The sequence below is a fragment of the Peptoniphilus sp. oral taxon 386 str. F0131 genome, assembly GCF_000090945.1.
Taxonomy (GTDB): Bacteria; Bacillota; Clostridia; order Tissierellales; family Peptoniphilaceae; genus Anaerosphaera; species Anaerosphaera mikwangii.
On the sequence record NZ_GL349422.1, the window covers coordinates 576,926 to 593,858 of the forward strand.

Annotated in this window: 20 protein-coding genes; 17 read left to right on the plus strand and 3 right to left on the minus strand. The window is 32.1% G+C overall.

The features are described from left to right. The 3 genes from HMPREF0629_RS02720 (at nt 1) to groL (ending at nt 2,897) form a co-directional block, all read left to right on the plus strand. A complete protein-coding gene (locus HMPREF0629_RS02720; protein ID WP_009221847.1) occupies nt 1-693 on the plus strand; it encodes a B3/4 domain-containing protein in 693 nt (230 codons plus the stop codon). Between the two features lie 287 nt (nt 694-980). Beyond that, complete coding sequence (groES, locus tag HMPREF0629_RS02725; RefSeq protein WP_009221848.1) at nt 981-1,262, plus strand: co-chaperone GroES; 282 nt, start codon at nt 981-983, stop codon at nt 1,260-1,262. A 15-nt stretch (nt 1,263-1,277) separates the two neighbouring features. Continuing rightward, the gene (gene groL, locus HMPREF0629_RS02730; RefSeq protein WP_009221849.1) at nt 1,278-2,897 is read left to right on the plus strand and encodes a chaperonin GroEL; all 1,620 of its coding nucleotides are present in this window, start codon (nt 1,278-1,280) and stop codon (nt 2,895-2,897) included. Nucleotides 2,898-2,958: 61 nt separating this feature from the next. On the opposite strand, the gene HMPREF0629_RS02735 is transcribed toward groL, so the two are convergent. After that, nucleotides 2,959-4,308 carry an MATE family efflux transporter gene (locus tag HMPREF0629_RS02735; protein WP_009221850.1) on the minus strand — a complete coding sequence of 450 codons (1,350 nt, stop codon included), beginning with the start codon at nt 4,306-4,308 and terminating at the stop codon, nt 2,959-2,961. 171 nt (nt 4,309-4,479) lie between these two features. Here HMPREF0629_RS02735 and HMPREF0629_RS07650 point away from each other — a divergent pair, with 171 nt between their 5' ends. Then, nucleotides 4,480-5,607: a hypothetical protein gene (locus HMPREF0629_RS07650; RefSeq protein ID WP_009221851.1), complete on the plus strand. Its 1,128-nt coding sequence runs from the start codon at nt 4,480-4,482 to the stop codon at nt 5,605-5,607. A 29-nt stretch (nt 5,608-5,636) separates the two neighbouring features. On the opposite strand, the gene HMPREF0629_RS02745 is transcribed toward HMPREF0629_RS07650, so the two are convergent. Next, nucleotides 5,637-6,533, minus strand: coding sequence for a DMT family transporter (locus tag HMPREF0629_RS02745; RefSeq protein ID WP_009221852.1), 897 nt, complete (start codon nt 6,531-6,533; stop codon nt 5,637-5,639). Between the two features lie 77 nt (nt 6,534-6,610). On the opposite strand from HMPREF0629_RS02745, the gene HMPREF0629_RS02750 reads away from it, so the two are divergent. Together HMPREF0629_RS02750 and HMPREF0629_RS02755 are read left to right on the plus strand one after the other, a co-directional pair. Continuing rightward, nucleotides 6,611-7,156, plus strand: coding sequence for a DUF3783 domain-containing protein (locus HMPREF0629_RS02750; RefSeq protein WP_039856521.1), 546 nt, complete (start codon nt 6,611-6,613; stop codon nt 7,154-7,156). Between the two features lie 11 nt (nt 7,157-7,167). Continuing rightward, nucleotides 7,168-8,457, plus strand: coding sequence for a M18 family aminopeptidase (locus HMPREF0629_RS02755; protein WP_009221854.1), 1,290 nt, complete (start codon nt 7,168-7,170; stop codon nt 8,455-8,457). Between the two features lie 78 nt (nt 8,458-8,535). On the opposite strand, the gene HMPREF0629_RS02760 is transcribed toward HMPREF0629_RS02755, so the two are convergent. Continuing rightward, complete coding sequence (locus HMPREF0629_RS02760) at nt 8,536-9,111, minus strand: xanthine phosphoribosyltransferase (protein WP_009221855.1); 576 nt, start codon at nt 9,109-9,111, stop codon at nt 8,536-8,538. 98 nt (nt 9,112-9,209) lie between these two features. Here HMPREF0629_RS02760 and HMPREF0629_RS02765 point away from each other — a divergent pair, with 98 nt between their 5' ends. The 11 genes from HMPREF0629_RS02765 to secE all read left to right on the plus strand — a co-directional run bounded on the left by HMPREF0629_RS02765 (nt 9,210) and on the right by secE (nt 16,919). After that, nucleotides 9,210-9,731: a nitroreductase family protein gene (locus tag HMPREF0629_RS02765; protein WP_009221856.1), complete on the plus strand. Its 522-nt coding sequence runs from the start codon at nt 9,210-9,212 to the stop codon at nt 9,729-9,731. Beyond that, nucleotides 9,718-10,188 carry a tRNA (adenosine(37)-N6)-threonylcarbamoyltransferase complex ATPase subunit type 1 TsaE gene (tsaE, locus tag HMPREF0629_RS02770; RefSeq protein WP_255263821.1) on the plus strand — a complete coding sequence of 157 codons (471 nt, stop codon included), beginning with the start codon at nt 9,718-9,720 and terminating at the stop codon, nt 10,186-10,188. The genes HMPREF0629_RS02765 and tsaE overlap by 14 nt, the downstream gene beginning before the upstream one ends. After that, nucleotides 10,185-10,865, plus strand: coding sequence for a tRNA (adenosine(37)-N6)-threonylcarbamoyltransferase complex dimerization subunit type 1 TsaB (tsaB, locus tag HMPREF0629_RS02775; protein ID WP_009221858.1), 681 nt, complete (start codon nt 10,185-10,187; stop codon nt 10,863-10,865). Before tsaE ends, tsaB begins: the two co-directional genes overlap by 4 nt. After that, on the plus strand, nt 10,862-11,296 hold the full coding sequence (rimI, locus tag HMPREF0629_RS02780) for a ribosomal protein S18-alanine N-acetyltransferase (protein WP_039856523.1): 435 nt from the start codon (nt 10,862-10,864) through the stop codon (nt 11,294-11,296). The genes tsaB and rimI overlap by 4 nt, the downstream gene beginning before the upstream one ends. Before the next feature lies 1 nt (nt 11,297). Continuing rightward, complete coding sequence (gene tsaD, locus HMPREF0629_RS02785) at nt 11,298-12,293, plus strand: tRNA (adenosine(37)-N6)-threonylcarbamoyltransferase complex transferase subunit TsaD (RefSeq protein ID WP_036729564.1); 996 nt, start codon at nt 11,298-11,300, stop codon at nt 12,291-12,293. A gap of 32 nt (nt 12,294-12,325) precedes the next feature. Then, nucleotides 12,326-13,495, plus strand: a complete 1,170-nt coding sequence (locus tag HMPREF0629_RS02790) for an iron-containing alcohol dehydrogenase (RefSeq protein ID WP_009221859.1) — start codon at nt 12,326-12,328, stop codon at nt 13,493-13,495. A gap of 84 nt (nt 13,496-13,579) precedes the next feature. Then, nucleotides 13,580-14,374 carry a hypothetical protein gene (locus HMPREF0629_RS02795; protein ID WP_009221860.1) on the plus strand — a complete coding sequence of 265 codons (795 nt, stop codon included), beginning with the start codon at nt 13,580-13,582 and terminating at the stop codon, nt 14,372-14,374. Between the two features lie 8 nt (nt 14,375-14,382). After that, nucleotides 14,383-15,924 (plus strand): NAD(P)/FAD-dependent oxidoreductase, encoded by a 1,542-nt coding sequence (locus HMPREF0629_RS02800; protein WP_009221861.1) that lies wholly within the window; start codon nt 14,383-14,385, stop codon nt 15,922-15,924. 1 nt (nt 15,925) lies between these two features. Continuing rightward, on the plus strand, nt 15,926-16,405 hold the full coding sequence (locus tag HMPREF0629_RS02805; protein WP_009221862.1) for a tRNA (cytidine(34)-2'-O)-methyltransferase: 480 nt from the start codon (nt 15,926-15,928) through the stop codon (nt 16,403-16,405). Nucleotides 16,406-16,537: 132 nt separating this feature from the next. Then, entirely contained in the window at nt 16,538-16,687 is a 150-nt protein-coding gene (gene rpmG, locus HMPREF0629_RS02810; RefSeq protein ID WP_009221863.1) for a 50S ribosomal protein L33, read from the plus strand. Nucleotides 16,688-16,706: 19 nt separating this feature from the next. Then, on the plus strand, nt 16,707-16,919 hold the full coding sequence (secE, locus tag HMPREF0629_RS02815; protein WP_009221864.1) for a preprotein translocase subunit SecE: 213 nt from the start codon (nt 16,707-16,709) through the stop codon (nt 16,917-16,919). Nucleotides 16,920-16,933 lie beyond the last annotated feature (14 nt).

A 16,933-nucleotide genomic window follows, 5' to 3' on the forward strand; every position in this document is an offset into this window, starting at 1 on the left:
TTGAAATTTATAGTAGATGAAAAAATAAGAAGTGTACTTGGTGTTGATGCAATAGTAGGTGCATTACTTGAAAATGTGAATTTGAATGCCGCATTACCTTTAAAGTATGAAGATGAGATAAAATATCTCACTGACAGAGCTCTTGATGTTACAGAGCAAATGCTTGAAGAAAATGAAGTGCTTGAAGGATATAGAGAAAAGATAAGGGCAATAGGAAGATCTTTAAAGAGATATCCGCCATCAGCAGAAGCACTTATTAACAATATAAAAAGACGCGGAGCTATGCCGAGGATAAACTCACTTATAGATTTATATAATATGGGCTCATTAAAAAGTATGTTATCAATCGGAGCACATGATGCGGACTCATTTAAGGGGGCTATAAGATTTACTTTTACAGATAAAACTGAAAGTTTTGTACCCGTTGGAGGAGGAACAAAACCTGTTCATGAAGGTGATTTTGTATATAGGGACGATGAAAAGATTGCCGCATATTTGGATGCGAGAGATGCTGAGGATTTTAAAATAGTTGAAGATACAAAAAATGTACTTCTTATAATTCAGGGCAATCAGAATACAAGTACTGAAATGAGAATGAAAGTTCTTGACGAGATATGTAAAAGTATAAAAGAAGTTTGCGGCGGAAGCTATAAGATATTTGCCGCACCGGCAGGAGAAGAAACAGAAATATAAAAATGGGGCGAAAGCTCCTTTTTTATTTGAAATAGCATATAAATAAATCATCTGTGAAAATAAAACATAGCAATTAGGAATTATAAATAGTTTAATTTAGATTAAACATATTGATAAAGTAAAAAATGTCAGATAGAAATTAAAGGTAAAAAAATGTCAAATTTTTTCAAATATCACTTGAAAAAATTTTATGCGTGTATTAAAATAATAAGTAAGTTAGCACTCTATCTTTATGAGTGCTAAATAGTTTAAAAATAAAATAATTAATATATTTAGGAGGCTTAAAAATGAATTTAAAACCATTAGATGATAAGCTTGTAATTAAAAAAGTTGAAAAAGAAGAAACTACAAAGTCAGGCATTGTATTGCCAAGTTCAGCAAAGGAAGAATCAAATATAGCGGAGATTGTTGCAATAGGCAAGGCTATATTGGATGATGAGAAAAGATGTGATGAAGTGCATGTTGGAGATAAAGTTGTATTTTCTAAATATGCAGGTTCAGAAATTGAAGTTGAAAAAGAAAAATATACAATAGTTAAATACACAGATATTTTAGCGGTATTAAAGTAATTGGGAGGATATAAAATGGCAAAGGAAATTAAATTTTCAGAAGATGCGAGAAGCGGTTTAATAAATGGAATTAATAAACTTGCAAATACAGTTAAGGTAACTCTTGGACCTAAGGGAAGAAATGTAATATTAGATAAAGAATATGGAGCACCGCTTATTACAAATGACGGTGTTACAATTGCAAGAGAAATTGAGTGTGAAGATAAGTTTGAAAATATGGGAGCTCAACTTTTAAAAGAAGTTGCTACAAAGACAAATGATGTAGCTGGAGATGGAACTACAACTGCGACATTACTTGCTCAAGCGATTATACTTGAGGGAATGAAAAATTTAGCTGCAGGAGCTAATCCCATGATTTTACAAAAGGGAATTAAAAAAGCGGTTGATAAAGCGGTTGAAGAAATAAAAGCTTTTTCAAAGCCTGTTGAAACAAAAGAATCAATAGCACAAGTAGCGACAATTTCAGCAGCAGATGAGGAAGTAGGACATCTTATTGCGGAAGCAATGGAAAAGGTTGGCAAAGACGGAGTTATTACTGTTGAAGAATCCAAATCAATGGGAACAAGCCTTGATGTAGTTGAAGGTATGCAATTTGATAGAGGATATGTATCTCCATACATGGTTACTGATAATGAAAAAATGGTTGCTGAGCTTGAGAGTCCATACATTCTAATAACAGATAAGAAGATCACAAATATTCAAGATTTACTACCTCTACTTGAACAAGTTCTTCAAGCCGGAAAACCACTTCTTGTTGTTGCGGAAGATATTGAAGGTGAAGCACTTGCTACACTTGTATTAAATAAACTTAGAGGAACAATTAATGTAGTTGGAATTAAAGCTCCGGGCTATGGAGATAGAAGAAAAGAAATGCTTCAAGATATTGCAATATTAACAGGAGGTAAGGTTATTTCTTCTGATTTAGGACAAGATCTAAAAGATGCAACTGTTGAAATGCTTGGTAGCGCTTCAAAGGTAAGAGTGGAAAAGGATCTTACTGTAATTGTAAACGGAAACGGAAGCAAGGACGAACTTGATGCAAGAATTTCTCAAATCAAATCACAAATTGAGGCAACTGATTCCGACTTTGACAGAGAGAAGTTACAAGAAAGACTTGCAAAGCTTTCAGGCGGTGTAGCAGTTATTCAAGTTGGTGCTGCGACAGAAGTAGAGCTTAAAGAAAGAAAACTCAGAATAGAAGATGCTCTTTCAGCAACAAGAGCTGCCGTTGAAGAAGGTATAGTTCCGGGCGGTGGAACAGTTCTGTTGGATTGTATAGATTCAGTGGCAAAACTTTTAGAAAATGCCGATGGGGATGAAAGAACAGGTATGAATATAATTCTTAAGGCGCTTGAAGCACCTGTAAGACAAATTGCGGTTAATGCAGGACTTGAAGGAAGCGTAATAGTTGAAAGAGTTAAAGAGCTTGAAGTTGGAATGGGCTATGATGCACTTAAGGGAGATTATGTTAATATGATTGATTCCGGTATTGTAGATCCTACAAAGGTTACACGATCTGCACTTCAAAATGCGGCAAGTGTAGCTGCTATGATTCTTACAACAGAAGCTGCTGTTGCGGTTATTCCTAAAGAAGAGCCACAAATGCCGATGAATCCTGGAATGGGAATGATGTAATAATAAAAGGGTATCAATTGATACCCTTTTTTATATTCTTATAAAATAAATTATTGTCAGTTTATACTCTTTTATTTTTCCACTTGCCTTGTTTATGATACACCATTATCATAACAAAAAACAGAAAATCTGATGGTATATAAGTATACCATAAATATTGTACAGGCAAGTTAAGTTTTCTACAAAGTATAATTAAAGGCATTTGTAATATCCACTGAGAAACTAAGGATGATATTAAGAGAGGAGTATTATATCCTGAACCCATAAATACTGTAGCTCTTCCAAGTCCGTATCCTAAAAAAGATATACACATTGCCGAAGCCAGCAAGAAAATTGCTCCCATATTTATTACATCAATATCATTTGTAAAAATGGATATTAATTTTTTGGAAAAAATAAAGCAAATCAATGTAAAAACAAATAATATTATGGCATTAAATTTTGCAGCTGTTTTTGATGTCTCTTCTGCTGCATCTATATTCTCTTCTCCAAGAAAATTACCTACAAGGACTGAACCGCCCATTAACAATCCCATCATAGGCAACATTGAGACCCCATAAATTTTAGAACTTATTCCGGCAGCTGTAAGTGGAATTAACCCATAACTTGCTACAAATTTTACTCTTGCTGCCTCAAATAAAAATGTAAGGAATGATTCAAAAGCACCGGGAATTCCGACGGTAATTAATTTATAGTCAATATTTGGAATTAATCTGAATAAATTTTTAAATTTAATTTTTATATAATTATTTCCCTTAAGTAAAATAAAAAAACCGATTAGAAAACTGACTGATGTTGAAATTACGGTGGCAACCGCTGCACCAAATGTTCCTAAATTAAATCCCGTAATATTTATAAAAGGAACTTTTTCAAACATAAATATAGGGTCTAAAATCATATTCAGTATTGCACAAAATCCCATTATTTTCATTGGTGTTTTAGGATCTCCCGTACACCTGAATATTGAATTTACAGAGAATGACGAAAACATAATAGGAATAAAAAAGATTCTTAAATAACCATAAGAAAGTGCTATATCTATTACAGTCTTGTCGGGGGTGTAGAAGTGTAGTAGAGGTTTAATGAAAATAAAAAGTAATATCGAAGTTAGAATTCCCATCAAAAACTTAAAAGAAAGAGTTTGTTCGCATATTTTTTCTTTCATTTCAATGTCATTTCTTCCTACACTTTGCGAAATCATTGATACGGAACTTACGCCTATAATTTCGTTTAAAACTTCAAATAACCACAGTATAGTTGAAAATAAAGTTACAGCGGAAATAGCCTGAGAAGAAATTTTTCCAACCCAGTACATATCCACTATATCATATATTGATTGCAATAGCATTGCAGCCATTGTAGGAATTGAAAGTTGAACTAATTTGTTGAATATCTGTTTATTATTATGCATAAAATCACCATCACTATAAGGTTTATTATAACATAAATTAAAATTATGATGAAATAAAAAGTTATAGTAAATTTTGATAATTTAATATTTTTGACTTCTAATTGTAATTAGATTGTCAATTTATTTTTTAAATGGAATAGGTTAAACTTATAGTTAAGGAGATGATAAAAAATGAAGAGTATTAAAAAAATTTATTCCTTAGTAATAGCATTTGTACTATTAATAGCATTTGCTCCAAAGGTAAGTGCACAGGGAACTTATGTTGGACTTCCGAGATTTAATGTTACGTTAAATGGAGTTAGTGTAGACAATAGCTATGCGAGGTATCCACTTATCGTCTATAAGGACATAACATATTTTCCTATGACATACAATACAACAAGATTTTTAGGAGTTGAAACAAATTGGAGCGAGTATTCAGGACTTCAAATTAATCAAACCGGAATAAACGGTAAATTTGATTTTTATCAGACTAACAGAAAAAATGCAGATGTATATCCTGTAACGGTTCCTAATTTTAAAATAACAGTAAATGGAAAGACAATAGTAAACAGGAATGAGGAATATCCTCTATTGGTTTTCAGAGATGTGACATATTTTCCTATGACATGGAGATTTTGTGTAAATGAATTTGGCTGGAAATATAATTTTACACATCAGAAAGGTCTTGTTATTACATCAAACAACAATTCCGGCGGCAGTGTTCCTACTCCTAAGCCACCTGAAAATCCAATTGATAATTACAAAGATTATTCAAGTACAATATATTATAACTTGAATTATTATGTGATAAAGACAAATGGAACAAATTATAGATTGTTTAGAGAAAGTTCAATAAATAAGGATGTTAAAATGTTAAGTGACCTTGAAGTAAAGAGTTTTTATCAAGATGGAAATAAGCTATATTTTACATCGGGAAATAGCTTTTATTCTTATGATATGGATAAGGGAACATTTGACACTGTAATTTCAAATAGTAATGTAAAAGATGGAAAGATAGTTTCAAATGGAAGTCAAGTATTTTATGTAAGTGCAAGTAATGGAGAGTTGTATTCAAAAAATAATGTAAATCTTAATCCGGGCGCGAAGGTAGAAACACTTGAGAAAAAAGGTAATTATGTTCTTTCTACATTCACATATGATTTGGGAGTTAAATATAAATTAATAGTATTTGATAAAAATGGAATGGCAATTTACAAAACAGAAGATCAAACACAAAATGCAAAAATAGAAGGAAGCAATTTGACATACTTCAATGTAAATACCATGAAGAATGAAACTATATCATTGAATAAATAATAAAAAGGACTTACTTTCAAAGTAAGTCCTTATTTATTGAAACTTAAAACCGTAACGGCCATAAGTATAAGTAGCATTCCGAATAAATCTATCATCATAAAGCTCTCTTTTAATAAAATTATTGAAAACAAAAGTGAAGAAACAGCTTCAAGTCCGGCGATAAGAGAACCGCGAACAGGTCCTATAATAGAAACACCGGTTAGGAAACAATTAAATGCAAGGACAGTTCCAAATACTATCATCGCAATTAGACCGAGTATTGTCATCATATCAAAATTAACGGAAAATTTCCAAGGTTGGAGTAAAAAAGTAATGACAATGCCTCCGATAAACATACCGAATCCTGTAACAACAGAACTTGAGTATTTTTTTAATATGTTTATTGGAAGTAAGGTATAAATAACTACGGAAAATGCGGCTAATATACCCCAGAACAGTCCGGAACTACTTATTACAAGTGTACTTAGATCCAAGTGAGTTGCAAGTACAACTGTTCCCAATAGTGCAAGTACAATTGAACTTATTTCTTTAATTTTTGGTGCACGCATTTCTTTTATACAAACACCTACTACAATAAATATTGAACTTAAAAATTGAAGAACCGTTGCAGTTGGTGCATTAGTTTTTGAAATTGTAATTAAATATGAAAACTGACAAAATAACATTCCAAATATACCGAAGGCTATTAAAGTCAATGTATCTTTTTTATTTTTAAAAATTTTGAAGGTTTCTGTTTTATTCTTATATAGAGATAATAAAATAAGTATAAGTCCTGCAAATATAAGTCTTGTGTTTACAATAATTTTAGCATCCAGCCCCTTTGTACTCATCAGATATTGTCCGCAGGTGCCGGAAAAGCCCCAAAAGGTCGCTCCGATTATTGTCATAATATATCCTCTTAACATGATTTTACTATTTTTTTGCATAAAAAACCTCCGATTTGTATTATACTTTAATCTGGGTATAAATGTAAAGATTGATAGAGTTAAAAAAGGGAGGAATTATGGATAAAAGAATGTTGGTTTACGGGTTTGATGTTCAAAGTGAAAGATTTTTAAAGCTTATAGAAATAGCAAACAATCTTGGTATTGAAACTGAAACAGTAAAACATGATGATATAGATAAGAAAGTCGGAATTTTAATGGGAGTCGAAGTAGATGATACAGAATATAATTCAAGTTGTGACGAAATAGGAGAAATTGAATTTTTATTATTCTCTGATTTTGAAAGAGAAGTTCTTGGAAAATTTACTTTTGAAATTAAACAAGAGGGGATAATTATTCCGCATAAGGCGGTTATAACACCTACATCAAAAAATTGGAGTTTCAGATATTTAATATCTCATATAAAAGATGAACATAAAATTGTAAATAAATATAATGAACTTGGCAGACTTATAAAAAAAGCGCAGGAAAGGTTTGAAAAAGAAAATGATGTTGATCTCAAAGAAGAAATTGATTTTGCACTTAGTATAAGAGAACTTAAAGATATAAGTGAAAAAGATATAGATGAGAGGTATAATAGATTAAGTAAAGTAATTTTTAAATAGGGGGTATATTAATGGATGCAGTAAAAATTTCAAAAGAGCTTATTGAATTTATAGACAACAGTCCCTGTTCTTATTTTGCGGTAAGAAATATGGCGGGGCTTTTGGAAAAATTCGGTTTTAAAAAACTTGAGTGCAAGGATAATTGGGAACTTAAAAAAGGTGATAAATGTTATATAACTAATAATGACAGTTCTATTATAGCATTTACAATTGGAAGCAATGATGTTGAGAAAACCGGTTTTAAAATAGTAGGCTCTCATAGTGATTCACCCGGATTTAGAATTAAAAATAATGCACAAATGAAATTTGAAAACAATTTAAAATTAAACACTGAAGTATATGGAGGAGCAATTTTATCGACATGGTTTGACAGACCGCTAAGCATTGCCGGAAGAGTTGTATTAAAATCAGATAATTTATTAAATCCTAAGATTGAACTGGTAAAAATTGATAGGGATTTACTTATAATACCAAGCCTTGCAATTCATATGAACAGGGATATTAATAAAGGATTTGAGTTTAATCCGCAAACACATACACTTCCTCTTATGGGATTAGCTAATGAAGAAATAAAAGAAGATATGCTTGTTGATTTATTGGCAAAAGAACTTTCGGTTTCGACAGATGACATTACAGACTATGATTTATATTTATATGACAGAAACGGCGGCAAAATACTTGGATTAAATAATGAGTTTGTTTCTGTAGGAAGACTTGATAATCTTGCTATGGCATATATAAGTTTAAAAGCACTTATGGATACCGACTCGGGTAGCGGTGTTAATGTTATGGTATGTACCGATAACGAAGAAGTCGGAAGCAGTTCAAGACAAGGTGCAGACAGCCCTATGGTTGAGAATACGCTTGAAAGAATCGCAATAGGACTTGGAAAAAACAGAGAAGAATTTTTTAGAGCGATAGATTTGAGTTATATTATCTCGGCGGACATGGCACATGCTGTTCATCTTAACTTTGGAGAAAAAGCGGATCCTACAAACAGACCTTTGCTTGGAGGAGGACCTGTTATAAAATATGCAGCGAACAAAGCTTATACATCTGATGCGGTTTCGGCATCAATATTTAAGGGGCTTTGCGACAGAGCGGAAGTTCCGTGTCAAAGTTTTTATAATCGTTCCGATATGAGAGGAGGTTCAACAATAGGACCTATAACTCAAAATCATATAAATATAAAATCGGTTGATATAGGAAATCCTATGCTTTCAATGCATTCTGTAAGGGAACTTTGTGCGGTAGATGACAATTTATATTTATATAAAGTATTTTTAGAATTATATAAATAATGAAAAAATGATATGTATCCTCTTTTGACAAGCGGGATACATATCATTTTTTGTGTTTAAAAAGTTATATTATTTGTTCTATTTTTTGAATGTAAATTTGTTATCCTTGATATCCGTTATAATTGCAAGAGAAAATAAATCGTAACCGAGTTTTCTTATAAGTTTTCCTCCGTCTTGGAATCCTTTTTCTATTGCCACACTAAGTCCTATTATTTTTGCACCGCTTTGTTGAGATATTTTTATAAGACCGTTTAAAGAATTACCTTCTGCTAAGAAGTCATCAATTATCAGTAAATTATCTTTTTCGGAGAGGAATTTTTTTGAAACTGTGACTGAATATTTTTTGTCTGTTGTAAATGACTTTACCTCTTCCTGATAGACTTTGTCACCCAAATTTTTGTGATGTTGCTTTTTGGCAAATACGACGGGAATATAATTGAATTTTTGTGACAATACAGTTGCAAGTGCAATTCCCGATGCTTCAATTGTGAGAATTTTATTTATGTTTCTGTCTTTAAAATGCTCATATATTTCATCGGAAAGTTGAGATAAAAATTTTATATCAAGCTGATGATTTAAGAATGAATCGACCTTTATTATATTTTCATCTAAAATATAGCCGTCTTTTATTATTTTTTCTTCCAATAATTTCATGTTTACTTCCCCCGAATAATGTTATAAAAAATCAAAGATTTTTAGGATATTAAGTACAAAATAATGGTATAATATAAAAAAGTCAAGGAGGAATTATTATGTTTAAAGAGCTTGTTGAAAAAAGGAGAAGTATCAGAAAATATAAATCGGATAGAATAAAACAAGAAGAATTGAAAATAATATTAGAAAGTGCTCTTAAATCTCCTACCGGTAAAAATTTAGACAGTTTACAATTCATTTTGATAGAAGATGAAAAAATACTTGATGAGCTTTCGCATTTTAAAAGTCATGGTGCAGGATTTTTGAAAGGAGCTAAAGCGGCAATAGCAGTTTTAACAGATAAGGAGTTAGCGTCGGTAACATATAACCAAGATGCCTGCATAGCGGCTACAGTAATTCAATTTCAGGCAGAAGATTTAGATATAGGAAGCTGCTGGGCTAATGTTAGAGGTGCAACAAATGATGAGGGTAGAATTTCTGAAGATGTTATAAGAGAAGCTCTTGAAATTCCTGCTAAATATAATGTAGAATGTATTATTGGACTTGGCTATAAGGCTGAAATTCCTTCAGAAAAAAGGAAAAAGGAATTTGAAAGTCATGTACATTATGAAAAATTTTGAGGGCAGAATGGAACTAATTTTAAATAATCTTGAAGAAACAAAAAAATTTGGAGAAAAACTTGGCAGCCTTTTGAAAAAAGGTGATGTAGTTTGTCTTAACGGAGACCTTGCCGCAGGCAAGACGACCCTTACAAAGAGTATAGGCATTGGAATGGGAATAGATGATTATATAACTTCTCCTACATTTACGATAGTGAATGAGTATTACGGAAAACTTAATTTATACCATTTTGACACATATAGATTAGAGGGAGATAATGATGTATATTATCTTGGATTTGATGAATATTTTTATGGAGACGGAGTATGTGTTGTGGAGTGGGCAGATAGAATAAGTTCAAGTTTACCGGAATGTTATTTGGAGTTAAATATAACTCAGTTGGATGAAAATAAAAGGAAAATTGAAATCAATGCCGTGGGAGATAGAGCTAAAGAATTAATGGAGGATTTAAGATGATATCACTTGGGATAGATACTTCTACTTTCAAAACTTCTGTAGGACTTGTTGAGGATGACAGAGAAATAGCCTCTTATGAATTATCAGCGAACATGTATAATTCGGAAGAAGTGGTAAATATGATATCTGAAATATTCAGCAAGATAAATTTTTCAATAAAGGACATAGATTTAATTTCCGTGGGAATCGGTCCGGGTTCATTTACCGGAACGAGAATAGCTGTTACAATAGCAAGAACTCTTTCGCAGACATTAAATAAGGAAATAGTAGGAGTGTCTTCTTTAAAAGCTGTTGCCATGACTTATGAGGGAAGTGAATTTATAGTTCCGCTCATAGATGCAAAGAGAAACAGAGCTTATTTTGGTATATATAAAAATTCAGATGTTATTAGGACTGTTAAAGATGACAGACTTATGGATATAGATGAAATTGCAAATGAACTTTCGGGAAAAGCTGTTGTAATTCTTGGAGCGGGAGCTGAGTTTTTTTACGATAAATTAAAAGATAAGATGAATTTGAAAATGCCTAAGGAAAGACTTATAAGAGGAGCGAATGTTGCAAGACTCGGCATAATCGAATATAGAGAGCGTGGGTCGGATAATTTGTTTGATGTTTTGCCGAATTATATAAATCTGTCTCAGGCGGAAGAGAATTTTAAAAAATTAAAACAGATATGAATGGTGAATTTAGAATAAGAAAAGCGAGAACAGAAGATGTCAACGCCATATTTAAGATAGAAGAAAGCTCATTTGACGATGCGTGGTCTAAAAAATTAATTACAAGCGTTTTAGAAAATGAATTTGCACATAATTATGTAGCGGAAAATGAAAAATTGGATTTGGTCGGGTATATTTTCATTTCTGAGATTCTTGGAGATGTATCAGTAGATAATATAGCAGTTGATAAAAATTATAGAGGAATCGGAATTTCAAAACTGCTTATGGATAAATTGATTGATTTATACGGAAATAATCCAATCACGCTTGAAGTTAGAACGGATAATATAGAAGCTGTTAACTTATATAAAAGATATGGATTTGCGGAGTCGGGACTTCGTAAAGACTATTATGGATTGGGAATAGATGCAATAATAATGTGGAGAAGGTAAAATGAAAGTATTAGCGGTTGAATCATCGTGTGATGAAACATCAGTAGCGGTAGTTGAGGATGGTAGAACTGTCCTTTCAAATATAATTTCATCACAGATAAAAACTCATAAACAATTTGGCGGAGTAGTACCTGAAATAGCGTCAAGACAGCATGTTGAGGCTATGAATACGGTGCTTGCAGAGGCAATAAAAGAAGCGGGAGTAAAATATGAAGATATAGATCTTGTAGTTGCTACAAGGGGTCCCGGGCTTATAGGAGCGTTACTTGTAGGACTTAATTCTGCAAAGGCATTTGCATATGCGATAGAGAAACCGTTTATAGGGGTAAATCATATCTACGGGCATGTGTGTGCAAATTATATATCTAATAGAGATTTGGAGCCTCCATTTATAGGACTTATAGTATCGGGAGGGCATACATATCTTATAAAAGTTAGGGACTATGTAGACTTTGAGCTTGTCGGAAGAACAAGAGATGATGCAACAGGTGAAGCGTTTGACAAAGTTGCAAGAGCTATGGGGATAGGATATCCCGGAGGACCTATAATAGATAAGCTTGCAAAAGAGGGAAATGCCAATATAGAATTTCCAAGAGTAATGCTTGAAGAAGGATCGTATGATTTTTCATTTAGCGGGCTTAAAACGGCAGTTATAAATTATCTTCATAATAAGCAACAAAAAAATGAGCCTTATATAGTTGAAGATGTTGCAGCATCATTTCAAGTTGCAGTAACAGATGTGTTAGTGGAAAAATCAATACGTCTTGCAAAAAGTGAAAATATGGATAAAATAGTTCTTTCGGGAGGAGTTGCAGCTAATGAAGGGCTCAGACAAGCTCTTAAAGAAAGAGCGGAAGATGAAAATATAAAAATTTATTATCCGGATAAGATACTTTGTACAGATAATGCTGCAATGATTGCATCTGCAGGATATTATTTATATAAAAGCGGAAATTATGATAAAAATTCCTATGCAAAACCTAATTTGGGGTTATAATCATGGGTAATTATTAAATTAGGAGGGATTGTATGTACGATTTTACATTTGAAGTTGGAACTAAAATTTTATTTGGGAAAGATCAATTAGAAAAATTGCCGAAGGAAATAAAAAAATACGGAAACAGAGTTTTATTATGCTATGGCGGAGGAAGTATTAAGAGAATCGGACTATATGATGATGTAGTGAAGCTCCTTAATGACAATGAAATATTTTATTGTGAATTAGATGGAATAGAATCAAATCCTCGTGTTGAATCCGCTGAAAAGGGAATTCAAATTGTAAGAGAAAATAATTTGAATTTTATTCTTGCAATAGGAGGAGGTTCTGTAATAGACTGTGCAAAATTAGTCGCAGCAGGTGTTTATACAGACTGTACTCCTTGGGATATTGTAATTTCAAAATGTAATGTTGAAAAAGCTGTGCCTCTTGGAACTATACTTACAATAGCTGCGACAGGTTCTGAAATGGATAATGTATCTGTAATTACAAATTTGAAAACTAAAGAAAAGCTTGCGTGGGGAACAAAACTTGTGTTGCCTAAATTTTCATTTATGAATCCTGAATATACATTTTCTGTCCCGAAAAAACATACTGCGGCAGGAGTAGCGGATATTATGAGTCATACTATGGAAAACTATTTTACATTAAATGACGGTTGCTATTTACAAGATCGTTTTGCGGAAGGCATATTAAAGACATGTGTGGAGTATGGACCTGTTGTATATAATAATCCTGAAAATTATGATGCTCGTGCAAATATTATGTGGGCAAATTCTTGGGCAATAAACGGAATTTTAGATAGCGGAAAGGCAACAGACTGGAGCGTTCATGCAATGGAACATGAACTTAGTGCATTTTATGATATAACTCATGGAGTTGGGCTTGCGATTTTGACTCCAAACTGGTTAAAATATGTTTTAAATGAAGATACAGTTTCAAAAATAAGAACATTCGGTATAAATGTTTTTGGTATAGAGCAATCGGATGATGAATTTGCAGATGCTAATAAGGCGATAGATACATTAAGAGAATTTTTTAATAGCATGGAAATTCCGGATACACTTACAAAAGTAGGTATAGGAGAGGAACATCTTGAAGAGATGGCAAAACTTACGATCGAACACAAAAATGGAATTATTAACGGATTTGCTAAACTTGACGAAAAAGATGTGCTTGAAATTTATAAGATGAGTTTATAAGAAATATTTTGAATAGGCAGCTTATTATTATATAATAGTAGTCGAAAGACTACTATTTTTAATTTGAGTTTGGAGGGTGAGGATATGAAAAATTTTTTTTCTTTTCTAATATTGCTATTTTTGATACCGACATCAGTATTTGCAGATATGGGACCTAAGCCTGAAATGAATATAAGAGTATATAATGTACCGCAAGGTTTCAAGATATATTTATCGTGCGATAACTATAAGGATTATAATTTGTATGAAGAAGAAAAAATAGGGGAATCTGAATTTTTAAAGTTTGCTGATGAGCATAAATTGATTGTTCATCGAGAAAGTGAGGGAGGAATTCCCATATGGTTAAGAGTATCAGAAACAAAAGGTTACGATACATATAACTATAGCTATAGAGTTCCGAGTAAATTTAAAATAGCAGTCATAAATTCAAAAGGTGAAGTGTCATATTCAAATGAAGTCGAGGTAAAAGCTTTTAATGAAGAGTTCAGCTTTAATTATGAGAATATGCAGGTAAAGAGAAATTACTTTTTGTTGGCACTATATTCGCTGCAATTTTTAAAAACTTTTGTTATTACACTGATTTTGGAAGTTGGATTTTTGTACTTAGTAGGATATAGAACAAAGAGGGATTTAAGAAAAATTGTTATATTAAATTTAATTACTCAAATTTTACTTAATGTTATTTTGACATATGCACTGATTAAAAGTGGAAGTTTTTTTGCGTTGACCATTATAATTCCGGTTGAGATTTTTATATTCGCACTTGAGGGAGTTTATCTTGGAGCTACACTTGAGAGTTTCGGAAAATTTAGAAATACTGTTAGCGTTATAATTGCAAATTTAATTTCATTCGGCATAGGATTTTATCTAATTAAATAGAGGATAATATGATTTTAATAAAGAATATAAAGCTTGAGCAGGATAGCATACAACTGCTTGAATCCAAGTTAAAAAAGGTTTTAAAACTTGAAAAATTTGAATATGAAATATATAGAAAATCAATAGATGCAAGAAACAGCATTACATTTAATTATCAGGTAATTATAAAAGAAAATATATCCGAGAAAAAACTTTCAAAAATAAAGGATGCGGTTTTTTATGAGGAGCCTAATTTTGAAATTTCATTACCTCATAAAAAATCTAAAACTGTAATCGTAGGTAGCGGACCTGCCGGATTGTTTTGCGGCTATATACTTTCAAAGTACGACTGTGATGTTATGATAATTGAGCGTGGAGAACAGATTGAGGACAGAATAAAGAGCATAGACAGTTTTTTGAACGGAAAAGAACTGAATATAAATTCAAATATTCAATTCGGCGAAGGCGGAGCGGGAACATTTTCTGACGGGAAACTCACAGCTCGTTCAAAGGATATCAGAGTTAGAGAGGTGCTTAAAATATTTGTAGAAAATGGAGCACCTCAAGATATATTGTATGATGCTAAACCTCATATAGGAACTGACATACTTAGAAAAGTAATTGTAAACATGAGAAACTTCATTTTAAAAAATGGAGGCGAATTTGAATTTAATACAGTATTTTCAGACATATGCATAGAAAATGCAAAAGTTAAAAATATAATTGCAAAAGATAAAAAGATGTATGCCGATAATTATGTGCTTGCTCTCGGAAATTCATCTCGAGATACTTTTTATATGTTGTCTAAAAAAATAAAGATGAAAAACAAACCGTTTGCAGTCGGTTTTAGAATAGAGCATTTACAAAAAAATATAAATTTCAGCCAGTATAAGTGTGAAAATGAAAGCTTGCCTGCCGCAAGTTATATGTTGACATACAATGATAAAAATTTAGGGCTTAGCGGATATACATTCTGTATGTGTCCAGGAGGATATGTAATAAATGCATCATCTGAAAGGGGAATGTTGTGTGTAAATGGAATGAGCTATCACAAGAGAAATGGAGAGAATGCAAATTCCGCGCTTATAGTAACAGTTGATGAGAGTATTTACGGAACAGAATTATTGGCGGGGATGGAGTTCCAAAAACGGATAGAAAAAAGAGCGTTTGAACTTGGCGGTTCAAACTATTTTGCTCCGATTCAAAAAATAGCAGACTATCTGGAAAATAGAGCGACAACAAAACTTGGCCTTGTTAAGCCTACAATTAAGCCCGGTTATACACTTTCAAATCTCAGAGGTATATATCCGGATATAGTAGACGAAGTAATTTCAAACAGTATTATAAATATGGACAGAAAACTGAAGGGATTTGCCATATCTGACGGAATTTTAACCGGAGTGGAAACAAGAAGTTCCAGTCCTGTCAGAATATTGAGAGATGAAAATTTAAAAGCGGAGGGAATTATGAATTTATATCCCATAGGAGAAGGTTCAGGGTATTCCGGAGGGATAGTTTCTTCTGCAATCGATGGAATAAAGGCGGCAGAAAAGATAATAAGAGGAGAATAGAATGTTAAATATAGTTTTTTATGAACCGGAAATACCGTTTAATACAGGAGCAATTGCAAGAACATGTGGACTTACAAAAACAAGGCTTCATTTAATTGAGCCTCTTGGATTTTCGGTGGACAGCAGTCATTTAAAAAGAGCGGGGCTTGATTATTGGCACTTGGTAGATATAAATTACTACAAGAGTTACGATGATTTTTTAGAAAAGAATGAAGATGAAATGAAAGACGGAGCAAGTTTATATTTTGCAACGACAAAGGCAGAGCAGAAGTATACGGATGTAAAGTTTAAAGACGGAGATTATATAATGTTCGGTCCTGAAACAAGGGGTATTCCCGAAAGTATTTTATTTAATGATATTGAGCATTGCATAAAAATTCCTATGCTTAAAGATTACGGAAGAAGTTTAAATCTTTCGAATTCTGCAAATATAATATTATTTGAAGCATTAAGGCAACTTGATTTTTTAGGATTAGAATAAATAAACTGTTGTTATAAAATCGAAATTACTTTACAAAATTGCATAGTTGTGATAATCTATTTAGGTAAATTTTAATATAGGGTCATTATGACTTAAATTAAGGGTATACCCCTATTAATAGGAGGTGTTTTTATGGCTGACAGAGTAGTATTAGAATGTACACAATGTAAACAAAGAAATTACATTACCTACAAGAATAAGAAGACTAATACTGAAAGAATTGAGCTAAAAAAATATTGTAAGTTCTGTAAGGAGCACACAACTCACAAGGAAACAAAGTAATTTAAAAGGAGGAATAAAATTGGCAGCAAAGGATTCTGTAAAAAAGACTGAAGAAAAAAGTCTATCAAAATACTTTAGAGGAGTAAAATCTGAATTCAAGAAAGTTGTTTGGCCAACTAAACAAGAAGTTTTAAATTACAGTGCAATAGTAATTGTAGTTAGCATATTATTCTCTCTTCTTTTAGCTCTATACGACAAAATTGTGTTAACATTGTTTAAATTCATCATTTAAAAGTGGTGGTATTT

Excerpts from the sequence above, each read along its gene's own strand:
- groES (WP_009221848.1), top strand. The coding sequence starts at position 981 with ATGAATTTAAAACCATTAGATGATAAGCTTGTAATTAAAAAAGTTGAA.
- groL (WP_009221849.1), top strand. The coding sequence starts at position 1,278 with ATGGCAAAGGAAATTAAATTTTCAGAAGATGCGAGAAGCGGTTTAATA.
- HMPREF0629_RS02735 (WP_009221850.1), bottom strand. The coding sequence starts at position 4,308 with ATGCATAATAATAAACAGATATTCAACAAATTAGTTCAACTTTCAATT.
- HMPREF0629_RS07650 (WP_009221851.1), top strand. The coding sequence starts at position 4,480 with ATGAAGAGTATTAAAAAAATTTATTCCTTAGTAATAGCATTTGTACTA.
- HMPREF0629_RS02745 (WP_009221852.1), bottom strand. The coding sequence starts at position 6,533 with ATGCAAAAAAATAGTAAAATCATGTTAAGAGGATATATTATGACAATA.
- HMPREF0629_RS02750 (WP_039856521.1), top strand. The coding sequence starts at position 6,611 with ATGGATAAAAGAATGTTGGTTTACGGGTTTGATGTTCAAAGTGAAAGA.
- HMPREF0629_RS02755 (WP_009221854.1), top strand. The coding sequence starts at position 7,168 with ATGGATGCAGTAAAAATTTCAAAAGAGCTTATTGAATTTATAGACAAC.
- HMPREF0629_RS02760 (WP_009221855.1), bottom strand. The coding sequence starts at position 9,111 with ATGAAATTATTGGAAGAAAAAATAATAAAAGACGGCTATATTTTAGAT.
- HMPREF0629_RS02765 (WP_009221856.1), top strand. The coding sequence starts at position 9,210 with ATGTTTAAAGAGCTTGTTGAAAAAAGGAGAAGTATCAGAAAATATAAA.
- tsaE (WP_255263821.1), top strand. The coding sequence starts at position 9,718 with ATGAAAAATTTTGAGGGCAGAATGGAACTAATTTTAAATAATCTTGAA.
- tsaB (WP_009221858.1), top strand. The coding sequence starts at position 10,185 with ATGATATCACTTGGGATAGATACTTCTACTTTCAAAACTTCTGTAGGA.
- rimI (WP_039856523.1), top strand. The coding sequence starts at position 10,862 with ATGAATGGTGAATTTAGAATAAGAAAAGCGAGAACAGAAGATGTCAAC.
- tsaD (WP_036729564.1), top strand. The coding sequence starts at position 11,298 with ATGAAAGTATTAGCGGTTGAATCATCGTGTGATGAAACATCAGTAGCG.
- HMPREF0629_RS02790 (WP_009221859.1), top strand. The coding sequence starts at position 12,326 with ATGTACGATTTTACATTTGAAGTTGGAACTAAAATTTTATTTGGGAAA.
- HMPREF0629_RS02795 (WP_009221860.1), top strand. The coding sequence starts at position 13,580 with ATGAAAAATTTTTTTTCTTTTCTAATATTGCTATTTTTGATACCGACA.
- HMPREF0629_RS02800 (WP_009221861.1), top strand. The coding sequence starts at position 14,383 with ATGATTTTAATAAAGAATATAAAGCTTGAGCAGGATAGCATACAACTG.
- HMPREF0629_RS02805 (WP_009221862.1), top strand. The coding sequence starts at position 15,926 with ATGTTAAATATAGTTTTTTATGAACCGGAAATACCGTTTAATACAGGA.
- rpmG (WP_009221863.1), top strand. The coding sequence starts at position 16,538 with ATGGCTGACAGAGTAGTATTAGAATGTACACAATGTAAACAAAGAAAT.